The following is an 11,080-nucleotide window of genomic DNA, read 5'->3' as shown; positions in this document are numbered from 1 at the left end:
TCAGCATCTCCTTTCATGCTCCTCTCTCTGGACTAATTCCAGAGAGCATGGAGGAAGTGCTGGGGTGGGTCAATTTTGGATGCCGATTACCCCCGAAAGTGGGTCAATATTGCACGCCGATTCACACCGTGGGAGACGTTTCAGGTTTCAGCCGCAACGGCGGCATGGTGGAATTGTTCCTGCAGGACGGTAAGGTGCGTTTCGAGATAAATCTCGCCGCTGCGCGCCAAAGCCGTTTAAAGATCAGCAGTCAGCTGCTGAAGGTAGCCCGGATTGTTCGCGATAATGAATAGGCCCCGTGTCACCACGCTAAGACTGCTTACGCAACGTTGCAATAAACGCGGCCGCTGCCGGTGAGATGGTCTTGCCGCGCCGGGTGGCCAGATAGAACTGTTGCCGGATGGTCAGCCCCGGCACGCTAACCGCCAGCAACGCCCCCGCCGCCAACTCACGTTCCACCGCCAGAGACGAGACAAAACCGCAGCCTGCTCCGCTCAATACCGCCCTACGCACCGCCTCGCTGCTGCCCAGCTGGGCAATCACCCGCAACGTCGACAGGTTGACGCCGGCTTGCACCAGTGCGGCATCCACCACCTGACGAGTGCCTGATCCCGGCTCGCGCAGGATCAGCGGCAGCTGCAGCAGATCATGGCAGTGATCAAGCCGTTTCAACTGCAAAACAGGGCTTGCCACCAACAGGATCTGCTCACTGGCGATCGGCTCAAAGATGATCTGTTCTGCATCATAGCGTCCCCCCACCAGTGCCAGTTCCATCGCGTCGGCCTGCAAGAGACGTAGTACCTCGCGGGTATCACCCTGCACCAGCTCCAGGCGCACGCCGGGCCAGGCTGCAGTAAACGGTCCCAACAGATCAGGAATCAGGCAGGCAGCCGGGATGGTGCTGGCCCCTACCCGCACAACAGCCTCCTCAGCGCCTGCAAAACGGCGCATGGCCACGCGTGCGTCATCGCACGCTGTACAAATTTTGCGGGCATGCTGTTCAAACAGCCGTCCGGCCTCGGTCAGATAGACTCCTTTTTTCGAGCGGTCGAACAGCCTGCTGGCCAACTCATCCTCCAGGCTGCGGATATGCTGACTGGCGGTGGACTGCACCAGACTGACCAGCTCGGCGCCCCGCGAAAAGCTGCGCTGATCGGTAATGGCCAGGAATAGTTCAAGTTGTTTCAGGGTCATCTGCAATCCTATCGGTTTAATAGATACTAATGTGCGATTTTTACCATATTATCCATTTGCCAGGCAAGCCAACAGTTGGTATCAAAAACATTCGATTTTTCGAATACAAGGAGCTTATCATGATGAAACGTATGGCACTGACCCTGACCTTTACCCTGCTGACTGCAGCCAGCGCCCTGGCCGCCAACTTTATCGAGTCGGAAGAGCTCAAACAACTGATGGATCAGAAGCAGGAACTGATTCTGGTGGATATCCAACCGGCTGCCGATTTTGAGAAACAGCACCTGCCCGGCTCCATCGAAACCAACGCCTTCCCGGCTAAATCAGCCGAAGAAAAGGCTCGCCTGGACAAAGTGCTGCCGATCATCAGCCAGTCCAAGGCACCGGTAATCGTGATCTGCCCCCGCGGCAAGTCCGGCGCCAAAAACAGCTACGACTATCTGCTCAGCAAAGGGGTGCCTGAAGATCGTATGAAGATCCTGGAGGACGGCATTGCTGGTTGGGAGTTTCCGCAGATATTTGTCAAGGGCCGGTAAGCAGCAGCCATGACAACGCAGCAATCTCTCAGGGCGGTCATGTCGGACATGACCGCCCGTTGTACGTCCTGTGGCGAATGTGTGCGCCCATGCGCATTTTTGCAGCAGCACGGCACACCGGCCGCCATAGCCAAGCGCGGGAGTAATCCCGACAACCTGCTGACCGCCTACGGCTGTTCCCTGTGCGGGCTGTGCGATGTCGTCTGTCCGGAGCAGCTCTCCCCATCATCCCAGTTTCTTGCCATGCGGCAGCAAGCAACGGCCCAGGGGCTGGTTGACCTCAAACCCTATAAACCGTGGCTTACCTATGAACGGCTGGGTGGTTCTGTGCTATTCAGGCGCGACCAGATCCCTGCCAACTGCCGGACCGTGTTCTTCCCTGGCTGTTCTCTGCCCGGAACGCGGCCTGCTGCAACCAAAGAACTGTTCAGGCGACTACAGCACCATGATCGGTCCATTGGGCTGGTGCTGGATTGCTGTGGCAAGATATCGCACGACCTGGGGTTGGAAAAACAGTTCAACACCATTTTTAACCGTCTGCAGCAGCGGCTCAAAACGTATGGGATCACTCGTGTGCTGACCGCCTGCCCAGGTTGCAGCAAAATCCTAAAAAAACATGGACAGGATATCGAAGTACACAGCGTCTATGAACTGCTTGCTGAACAGCCGACAAGCGTACCAGAGGTGACGCTCGGCACGGTCTCGGTGCATGATCCCTGTCCTGCGCGTTTTGATCTGGCACAACACAAAGCCGTGCGTAAACTGATTAAGCTTACTGGTTACCGGATTGAGGAATTGCCATCCAGCGGAACCGTAACCCGCTGTTGCGGCCAGGGCGGCATAGTGGAAGGCTGTGTTCCCGGCACTGTGCGTAAAGAGGCGACCTTGATCGGTGGCGAAGCTGCCGAGCGTCCGCTGGTATCATCCTGCGCCGGCTGTTGCGAAACCCTGTCCAGCGTGACACCAACCGCCCATGTTGCCGACCTGTTAACCGGCACCGGCAGTTTTTCAGACAAGCCGGCAGCATCGTTCAGGCGCTGGTTCAACCGACTACTACTACGTTTTTCGAGACTCCCATGAGCAAACTGTTCGTTACCGCCCTGCTGCTCTTCACCGCTAGCACCCTTTTCAGTCTCTCCGCCCAGGCCGATGAACTGGTGGTCTCCCGTTTTGCAAGTGAAGGCCTGAAAGGCTGGGAACCCAAGAGTTTCAAAGGGACCACCAGCTACCGGATCGTTCAGGAGGACGGACGTAGCGTAGTGAAGGCCCATGCCAAAGACGCTGCCTCCGGCATCAGCAAAAAAATGAGTTTTGACCCGCACAGGTACCGCTACCTGCAGTGGAGCTGGAAGGTTGCCGGCACCATCGCTGCAGGCAACGAACGGACCAAGCAGGGCGACGACTATGCCGCCCGGGTCTACGTGGTCTTTCCGGGGAGATTCTTCTGGCAGATGCGTGCCATCAACTACATCTGGGCCAACAAGCTGCCCAAAGGCGAGTTTGTCCCCAATGCCTTTACCGCCAATGCCATGCTGCTGGCCGTCCAATCAGGCCCTGCCATGGCCGGCCAGTGGGTCAGCGAACAACGCGACATCCTGGCCGACTACCGCCGTATGTTTGGTGAAGACCCGCCCTTAGCCGGCGCCGTGGCGATTATGACCGACACCGATAACACTGGCGCCGAGGCCACCGCGTGGTACGGCGAGATCGCACTTTCGACAAAACCATGACTAAAAACAAACTGATTATTGTACTGATCGGACTCACAGCAGTAGGGCTGTTTTTCTACCTTGATCTGGGCCGTTTCCTAACCCTGGAGAGCCTCAAGGCCAACCGTCAGCTGCTGCTGCAGTACTACGCCGAGCACGCCCTGCTGATGGTAGCGGCCTTCATGACGATCTACATCATCCAGACCGGCCTGGCCCTGCCCGGCGCCACCATCCTGTCGCTCTCGGCCGGCGCCATCTTTGGCCCCTGGCTGGGTACCGTGTATGCCGTTAGCGCCGCCACCATCGGGGCCACCCTTTCTTTTTTGGTTACTCGGTATCTGCTACGGGATTCCGTGCTTTCAAAATTTGGCAACAAGCTTGAAGGGATTAACAAGGAGCTTGAAGAAAGGGGATTCAACTATCTGTTGTTTCTCAGACTTGTCCCTCTATTTCCGTTCTTTCTGATCAACCTGGCCGCCGGGCTGACCCGCCTGCGGCTCTCCACCTTTGTGCTGGGCACCTTCTTCGGCATCATTCCCGGTGGCTTCGTCTACGTCAATGCCGGGGCCAGTCTGGCTAGCATCACCAGTCTTTCTGATATCGCTTCTGCCCGTGTGCTAGGCTCCTTTGCCCTGCTGGGGCTGTTTGCCCTGGTGCCGGCCCTGTATAGCAGGTTTAAAAGACCTGCAGACGTATGATCCGGCACATCCCTTACCATCAAAGAAGTTCAATCTTTCAACTGTTTAAACCAAAAGGAGACAGAACCCATGAGTAGTTTCGAAGTCAAATCAGACCCGCAACTTTGGGAAAAGCTCGGCATGGATGTACCCCGTTTTTCTGGCATGCCGGCCATGCTGACCCAGGCCTACACCAACATCTTCCTCTCCCAGAAGAACCGTCCAGCACAGATGGCCTACTTTGACGGCATGGTGGAAAACATCCACACTGGTCGTATTGATGAGTTAATGGCGGCCAAGGATGCAGGCAAGCCGGTGATCGGCACCTTCTGTGTCTACATACCTGAAGAGGTGGTGGTAGCTGCTGGCGGTGTCTGTGTTGGTTTGTGCGGCGGCGCCCAGGGTTCCATTGCCGATGCGGAGAAGGTGCTGCCTCGCAACATCTGTCCCATGGTCAAGTCCGCCTTTGGTTTCAAGGTCGGCAAGATCTGCCCTTACTTTCAGGCCGTTGATTTTGTCTATGGCGAAACCACCTGCGATGCCAAGAAAAAGACCTGGGAACTGCTGGATGAATATGTACCAACCCATGTGATGGAAATTCCCCAGATGAAGCGGGAAAAAGACAAGGCACTCTGGCTGGATGAGGTGAAGGAGTTCAAGGTTGCTGTAGACAAGATAACCGGTGTGGAGACCGGTTTTGACGAACTGCAGCAGGCCATTGTTACCATCAATGCCAAACGCAAGGCGCTTCAGCGCCTGAACCGTCTGCGCCACCACAATCCAGCTCCGATCAGTGGCAAGGATATGCTGCTGATCGAGCAGATAGCCTTCTATGACGAGCCCAATCGCTTTGTTGAAAAGGTCAACATCCTTTGTGATGAGTTGGAAGAGCGGATCAAACAGGGAATAGCCGTGGCTCCTGCCACAACACCACGAATCATGGTCTCTGGTACTCCGATGGCGCTTCCCAACTGGAAACTGCACAACATCATTGAGACCTCCGGCGCGGTGGTGGTGAATGAAGAAAGCTGTATCGGCACCCGCTACTACAAAGATCTGATTGACGAAGGTGCCACCACACTGGAACAGCAACTGGAGCGACTGACAGAACGTTACATGCAGATTGACTGCTCCTGCTTTACCCCCAACACCGAGCGAATTGACCAGGTACTGAAGGAATATGAAGAATCCGGGGCACAGGGAATTATTGATTACTGCCTGCAGTTCTGTCACACCTACAACATCGAGGCGGTCAAGCTGCGCAAGGCCTGCGAAGAGCGAGGCATCCCCTTCATGGCCATTGAATCGGATTACTCACCCGATGATGTGGGGCAACTCAAGACCAGGGTTGAGGCGTTCATTGAGCAGATCAGGGGGTAGTGGTGAAGGTAGGTGTTGATTTAGGCTCACGGACCATCAAGGTAGTGGCACTCAAAGAGGGGGCCATTACCTCTCACAACGTTACGGAAAGCGGATTCGAGCCCCACAAGCAGGCCCTTGCGTTTATTGCGGAATATGCACCGGCAAGGGCTGTCGCAACCGGATACGGACGCCACCTGGTGCAGCAACATGCTGAGGTGGATGTCATCACGGAAATCAAGGCCCATGCCATGGGAGCACGCTACTTCTTCCCCCAGTGCCGTACCATTCTGGATGTGGGGGGGCAGGATTCAAAGGTAATCAGCCTTACTAACGACGGTAAGATGCAGAATTTTCAGATGAATGATAAGTGTGCAGCCGGCACCGGGCGATTTCTAGAAATGATGGCAGTCTCACTGGGCTACAGTATGTCAGATTTTTGCGCCGCTGCAGCCAGTATTGACCAAGCCACCCCCATCAACAGTATGTGCGCCGTATTTGCCGAATCAGAGGTGGTTTCACTCAAGAACAGCGGCATGCCACCGGCTGAGATTGCAAGGGCGGTGCATCTGGCGGTTGCCAATCGTCTGGCAACCATGGTCCGTAAGGTTGGTTGTGGTGATCATCTGGTTTTTTCCGGTGGCGTTGCCAACAATAGGATTATGGTGTCGTTGTTGGAACAGGACTTGGGCGTGCCTGTGTTGGTACCTGAACACCCTTCAATTGTCGGTGCCCTGGGAGCCGCTCTTCAGGCTGAATTACTGCATCATGCAGAAATGGACTAAATCGAGTTTGGCTTACAGTTTTGAATTCTAGCAGTAGGCTGTTATTATTTTCCAGCCTACTTTATACGAAAGGATGTTCTAACCATGTGGACTGAGCGCTTCAGAATCCGTCCGGTTTCCCATTGCAAAGAAGGGTGCCGAATCCAGCCCGCCGGAATCCCCGGCGGGCGCACACAAATGCTGGTGTCAGGCTAGCCCAGATTAACAACCAGGCTGACATCGCCTCACCACGGGTACTGGATTCCTTTGTCCTGCTGGGTCTATCTGCACTGGTCCCTGCCTTGCATGCAAAAACAAACGCCAAAAGGAGCAGTCGTGCATCTCAATGACCTGATTACCAAGGCGCTCAATGACGAGCGCCTGACTGCTGATGAAATTGTGTACCTGCTCTCGCTACCGCCAACCTCATCCGAGAGCTATCAAGTGCTGGCTGCCTCACGGGCGCTTTCAGCCCGACTCTGTGCAAACAGGGCTGAGGTGCATGGCCAGTTTGCGCTCAATCTGGCCCCCTGCCCCAAAAACTGCATGTTCTGCTCCTTTGCTGCCAAAAACGGCATCTTTAAAGGATCTTCTCAGATCAGCCCGGACGATGCGGTTCAGACCGCCCTTGCCTTTGAACGAAACGGCGTCAACGCCATCTACCTGATGGCCACCGCTTCCTTCGATCTGGCCGAATTCTGTGAATATGGCAAAGAGGTCAGGCGACGGCTACACCCTGAAACGATCTTGATAGCCAACGTAGGGGATCAGCAGGAATCCGGGGCGCGCCTATTGAAAGATGCCGGTTTCAACGGCGTCTATCACGCTCTGCGGCTACGAGAAGGCACCGATAGCGACATTGCGCCGGATGCGCGCCTCAGGTCTATCAGGGGCTTCAAGGAAGCCGGTCTGGTGGTGGGAACCTGTGTCGAGCCGGTCGGCCCGGAACATAGCAACCAAGAACTGGCTGAACTGATCCTGTTCACCGCCGCGCACCAGCCGGCCTTCAGCGGTGCGGCACGCCGCATCAGTATCCCCGGCACCACCCTGGCGGAGCGGGGTATGATCAGCGAGCTGCGTATGGCCCAGATTGTAGCGGTCACACGACTGGCCGTACCCCACACCGTCATCGGCAACTGCACCCACGAACCCTGCGGCATCGGCGCCCTGGCCGGCGCAAACCTGTTCTGGGCCGAGAGCGGCGCAAACCCTCGCGACGTACTCGAGAAGACTGAAGAAGGACGCGGCCACACCGTTGCTCGTTGCAGCAGCATCTTCAACGAGGCCGACTGGCAGCTGCTCGAAGGTCCCTCAGCCTTTTTCAGCTGACCATGCTGCAGCTCTCCGTGATCATCCCGGTCCTGCAGGAACAGCAGCGGATCAACCGGACCGTTGCCGCGGTACGCCGCCAGGCCTCCAGGGCAGAGATTATTGTGGTGGATGGCGACCCTGCCGGCTCCACCCTGCACGTCATCACTGATCCGTCCGTTATCCAGCTGACAGCCCCGGCTGGCCGTGGCAACCAACTGGCCGCCGGTGCTGCCGTAGCTACCGGTGATACTATCCTGATGCTGCACGCCGATACGCTGCTACCTGACCATGCCTTTTGCGCCATTTCCTCAGCCGTTGGCAACGGAGCCGTCTGGGGCGCCTTCCGCTTGGGAATCGACACCCCCGGGCTAGCCTATCGCATCATCGAACATTTCGTAGACCTGCGCTGCAATCTGTTTACCCTGCCTTACGGCGATCAGGCTATCTTCGTGACCCGATCGGCACTCCAACAGATTGGCGGCATCCCTCCGCTTCCGCTCATGGAAGATGTTACGCTCTGTGATCGGCTCAAACGTTCGGGACACCGCTTCATGCTGCTGCCGACACGTGTGCAGACCTCAGCCCGCCGTTGGCAGAGAGACGGCGTTATCCGACGCACGCTGCACAACTGGTGGCTGCTACTACGCTATCGTTGCGGTTACAGCCCTGAAACCCTTACACAGCACTACCGTTGAAGCTTATGGGCTAACACAGCAAATCCATCCACTTGTCCGCACCACCACCGCGCAACTAATATTTTCCGTTCAATTGCATTGACAAAAATTTACTGTATACCTACAACGTAGCTTGATCGAAACAGGATTTTAAGCATCCCATTAGACCATAATTCAGATAGTCACAAACTCATGCTCAGAAATAAACGTATCATCTTCATTCTGCTGACGCTCTTGCTGCTAGCGCTGAACGTCCTGTTCGTCGCGCTTGAGTGGCGACGGACCAATCTGCAACTCAGGGATTCGCTGGCGGTTGAAGGGCAGACCCTCCAGGCCGCCCTCGATGTCACCCTCGAAACCACCTTTCACAACATGCTGCAGCTGGCTACCGTGATTGCCGAGGATCAGCGGGTACAACAACTCTTTCAGGCCGGCAAACATGCCGTAGCCCAAGAGGGTGGTGGCGCAGGCGGTCCCAGAGCTGCAGCGGCTCGTCAGGAATTGCTGCAGCTGGTGCTGCCGATGTGGCAGAAACAGATGCGCGATTATGGGGCCCGCCAATTGCATTTTCAGCTTGGCCCCGGATCGCTCAGTTTCCTGCGGGTGCATCAACCGGACAAGTTTGGCGACCGGATGGACCAGGTGCGCCATACGATCGTAGATGTCAACCGTGACCACAAGCCCCGCTCAGGCTTTGAAACCGGGCGGATCTATTCCGGACTGCGCGGGGTGGTACCGGTCTGGTCATCGGGCGATGAAAAGCAACGTGAATTTCTCGGTGCCCTTGAGGTCGGAACCTCCTTTGATCCGGTTCTGAAGACCCTGGATAACCGCACCGGACGCGGAGCAGCCGTGCTGCTCAACCGTGACCAGGTTGATCAGAACATGTGGCAGGAGTTTATCAAGCGCAACATGCTCGGAGGGGCGGCAGACGCACCGGACAGCTGCTATATCGAGGCATCATCGCGGCCCGAAGTCATACGGCTGCTGCGCAGTCCATCATTCAAGAACAGCTATCGCGGCGCCCACAACACCTACGTGCTGCATGACAGCGGGCAGACCTTTGCGATCACCCGTTTCCCCCTGTTTGACTATAAGGGCCTGCGCGACGGACACCCTGACCCGGTCGGCTCCATCCTGCTCTGGAGCGACATAACCAGCCGTTATACCGCCCACCGCAACGACCACCTCTTTATCATCATCTACGCCATCGGCAGCTTTCTGCTGTTTGAGTTGTTGTTGATCATGCTGTTTCGCTTTTCCTGTCGTCAGTTGCAAAAAACCATCGATGAACAAACTGCCAAACTAACCGAACTGGCTGAAAAAAATACCACCATCCTTCATTCGGCCGGCGACGGCATCATAGGACTCGATCAGCAGGGCTGCATGACCTTTGCCAATCGAGCAGCCGAACAACTGACCGGCTGGTCGATCGAAGAGATGAGCGGACGGAATATCCATGACCTGTTCTGCCACCTCAATGCTGCAGGTGAACGGACCGCCAGTGATGACTGTCTGATATTGCGCTGTTGTCGTACTGGCGGCAGCGCCGACATAAGTGGGGAGTTGTTCCGGCGTAAGGATGGCAGCAGCTTTCCGGTTGAATACCGGGTGACACAGTACCAGCATGAGGTGCACGGGGCAGTGTTGGTGTTTCGCGACATTACCGAACGCCAGGCGCTCGAACGAAAAGTCCGCTGGATGGCCTATCACGACTCGTTGACCGGGCTGCTCAACCGGACCGCCTTTGATGAAAAGCTGACCTGGCTGCAGGCACTGGCCCGCCGCGAACAGCAACAGATCGCCCTGCTGTATATCGACCTTGACGGCTTTAAATCAGTCAACGACCGCCACGGACACGATGCCGGTGACCAGGTCTTATACATCACAGCCAGCCGTCTGCTGGACACCCTGCGCGAGGTGGATCTGCTGGCGCGGATCGGCGGCGACGAGTTCATCGCCGCCCTGCTGGTGGAAGAAGGCAACGGTGCCGTGGCAGAGGGGGTCGCCCAACGGATGCTGGACAGCATGCAGGAACCCTTTTCCATCAACAACCAGCAGCTTGAGCTCGGCGTCAGTATCGGCATAGCGCACCACGATCCCCACGGCAGCGAAACCATCGAGCAGACACGCCTGCGGGCCGACCAGGCGCTCTATCAGGCAAAACAGCTGGGCAAGCACCGCTATGTGGTGCAGAGCAATGACCCATCCCAACAGTAACGACAAACTGATCGCGCTGTTTGTCAAACCTCCGGTGCCTGGACGGGTCAAGACCCGCCTTGCCAGAGACATCGGCGCTGTTGCAGCCTGTTCACTGTATTGCCGTCTGACCGAGGCTGTCATCAATCAGGCACATCAAAGCGGCTTTCAACTGGTGGTGATGTACGACGGCACCAGCCCTGAACAGCTACCGGCAAACTGGGTAGCGTCTGCATGGCGTTGCCTGCCACAGCAAGGCACAGATCTCGGCCAACGGATGGCAGCGGCCTTCAGCAAACTGTTTACAGAAAGAACGCACCAGGTGGTGTTGATCGGCAGCGATATCCCCGGCATTGACCACAACTACCTGCACCTGGCCTTCCAGATGCTTGCTAATCATGATCTGGTAGTCGGTCCGGCCCTGGATGGCGGCTACTGTCTGATCGGCTTCAATCGTCAAAGCTTCACGCCGGCAGTTTTTAGTAACATCCCCTGGAGCACTGATCAGGTTCTTGAGCTGACGCTGACACGGGCTGCTCGAGCCAGTCTGACGGTTGGGCTGCTGCCGACGCTGCAAGATATCGATACCCTGGCTGATCTGGAGTCAGTGGAACAACGGGGAGGACTACCCTGGAAAAACTAACCATTCGCTGCTGC

The 11,080-nt window shown here is 56.5% G+C and carries 12 protein-coding genes; 11 read left to right on the top strand and 1 reads right to left on the bottom strand.

The features are described from left to right. The coding region (locus RBQ93_RS09370; protein ID WP_320371846.1) for a YfiR family protein at positions 1–293 on the top strand (293 nt) is incomplete at its 5' end. Between the two features lie 16 nt (positions 294–309). Here RBQ93_RS09370 and RBQ93_RS09365 read toward each other — a convergent pair. Continuing rightward, positions 310–1,194, bottom strand: coding sequence for a selenium metabolism-associated LysR family transcriptional regulator (locus tag RBQ93_RS09365; protein WP_320371845.1), 885 nt, complete (start codon positions 1,192–1,194; stop codon positions 310–312). A 119-nt stretch (positions 1,195–1,313) separates the two neighbouring features. On the opposite strand from RBQ93_RS09365, the gene RBQ93_RS09360 reads away from it, so the two are divergent. The 10 genes from RBQ93_RS09360 (at position 1,314) to RBQ93_RS09315 (ending at position 11,066) form a co-directional block, all read left to right on the top strand. After that, positions 1,314–1,730, top strand: a complete 417-nt coding sequence (locus tag RBQ93_RS09360; protein ID WP_320371844.1) for a rhodanese-like domain-containing protein — start codon at positions 1,314–1,316, stop codon at positions 1,728–1,730. A 9-nt stretch (positions 1,731–1,739) separates the two neighbouring features. Then, entirely contained in the window at positions 1,740–2,810 is a 1,071-nt protein-coding gene (locus RBQ93_RS09355; protein ID WP_320371843.1) for a (Fe-S)-binding protein, read from the top strand. Continuing rightward, the gene (locus RBQ93_RS09350; protein WP_320371842.1) at positions 2,807–3,460 is read left to right on the top strand and encodes a DUF3047 domain-containing protein; all 654 of its coding nucleotides are present in this window, start codon (positions 2,807–2,809) and stop codon (positions 3,458–3,460) included. Before RBQ93_RS09355 ends, RBQ93_RS09350 begins: the two co-directional genes overlap by 4 nt. Next, positions 3,457–4,137, top strand: a complete 681-nt coding sequence (locus RBQ93_RS09345; RefSeq protein ID WP_320371841.1) for a TVP38/TMEM64 family protein — start codon at positions 3,457–3,459, stop codon at positions 4,135–4,137. Before RBQ93_RS09350 ends, RBQ93_RS09345 begins: the two co-directional genes overlap by 4 nt. A 69-nt stretch (positions 4,138–4,206) precedes the next feature. Next, positions 4,207–5,496, top strand: a complete 1,290-nt coding sequence (locus RBQ93_RS09340; protein ID WP_320371840.1) for a double-cubane-cluster-containing anaerobic reductase — start codon at positions 4,207–4,209, stop codon at positions 5,494–5,496. 2 nt (positions 5,497–5,498) lie between these two features. Continuing rightward, complete coding sequence (locus RBQ93_RS09335) at positions 5,499–6,260, top strand: acyl-CoA dehydratase activase (RefSeq protein WP_320371839.1); 762 nt, start codon at positions 5,499–5,501, stop codon at positions 6,258–6,260. 315 nt (positions 6,261–6,575) lie between these two features. Continuing rightward, positions 6,576–7,568 carry a radical SAM protein gene (locus RBQ93_RS09330; protein ID WP_320371838.1) on the top strand — a complete coding sequence of 331 codons (993 nt, stop codon included), beginning with the start codon at positions 6,576–6,578 and terminating at the stop codon, positions 7,566–7,568. Between the two features lie 2 nt (positions 7,569–7,570). Further along, complete coding sequence (locus RBQ93_RS09325) at positions 7,571–8,245, top strand: TIGR04283 family arsenosugar biosynthesis glycosyltransferase (protein WP_320371837.1); 675 nt, start codon at positions 7,571–7,573, stop codon at positions 8,243–8,245. A gap of 171 nt (positions 8,246–8,416) precedes the next feature. Continuing rightward, positions 8,417–10,444: a diguanylate cyclase domain-containing protein gene (locus tag RBQ93_RS09320; RefSeq protein ID WP_320371836.1), complete on the top strand. Its 2,028-nt coding sequence runs from the start codon at positions 8,417–8,419 to the stop codon at positions 10,442–10,444. Then, positions 10,425–11,066, top strand: a complete 642-nt coding sequence (locus tag RBQ93_RS09315) for a TIGR04282 family arsenosugar biosynthesis glycosyltransferase (RefSeq protein WP_320371835.1) — start codon at positions 10,425–10,427, stop codon at positions 11,064–11,066. Before RBQ93_RS09320 ends, RBQ93_RS09315 begins: the two co-directional genes overlap by 20 nt. Positions 11,067–11,080: the final 14 nt, after the last annotated feature.

The sequence above is a fragment of the Trichlorobacter sp. genome (assembly GCF_034008105.1).
Classification (GTDB): Bacteria; Desulfobacterota; Desulfuromonadia; order Geobacterales; family Pseudopelobacteraceae; genus Trichlorobacter.
The sequence above is the reverse complement of the archived record's forward strand: the minus strand, read 5'-3'. Positions and strand labels throughout refer to the sequence as shown.

Excerpts from the sequence above, each read along its gene's own strand:
- RBQ93_RS09365 (WP_320371845.1), bottom strand. The coding sequence starts at position 1,194 with ATGACCCTGAAACAACTTGAACTATTCCTGGCCATTACCGATCAGCGC.
- RBQ93_RS09360 (WP_320371844.1), top strand. The coding sequence starts at position 1,314 with ATGATGAAACGTATGGCACTGACCCTGACCTTTACCCTGCTGACTGCA.
- RBQ93_RS09355 (WP_320371843.1), top strand. The coding sequence starts at position 1,740 with ATGACAACGCAGCAATCTCTCAGGGCGGTCATGTCGGACATGACCGCC.
- RBQ93_RS09350 (WP_320371842.1), top strand. The coding sequence starts at position 2,807 with ATGAGCAAACTGTTCGTTACCGCCCTGCTGCTCTTCACCGCTAGCACC.
- RBQ93_RS09345 (WP_320371841.1), top strand. The coding sequence starts at position 3,457 with ATGACTAAAAACAAACTGATTATTGTACTGATCGGACTCACAGCAGTA.
- RBQ93_RS09340 (WP_320371840.1), top strand. The coding sequence starts at position 4,207 with ATGAGTAGTTTCGAAGTCAAATCAGACCCGCAACTTTGGGAAAAGCTC.
- RBQ93_RS09325 (WP_320371837.1), top strand. The coding sequence starts at position 7,571 with ATGCTGCAGCTCTCCGTGATCATCCCGGTCCTGCAGGAACAGCAGCGG.
- RBQ93_RS09320 (WP_320371836.1), top strand. The coding sequence starts at position 8,417 with ATGCTCAGAAATAAACGTATCATCTTCATTCTGCTGACGCTCTTGCTG.
- RBQ93_RS09315 (WP_320371835.1), top strand. The coding sequence starts at position 10,425 with ATGACCCATCCCAACAGTAACGACAAACTGATCGCGCTGTTTGTCAAA.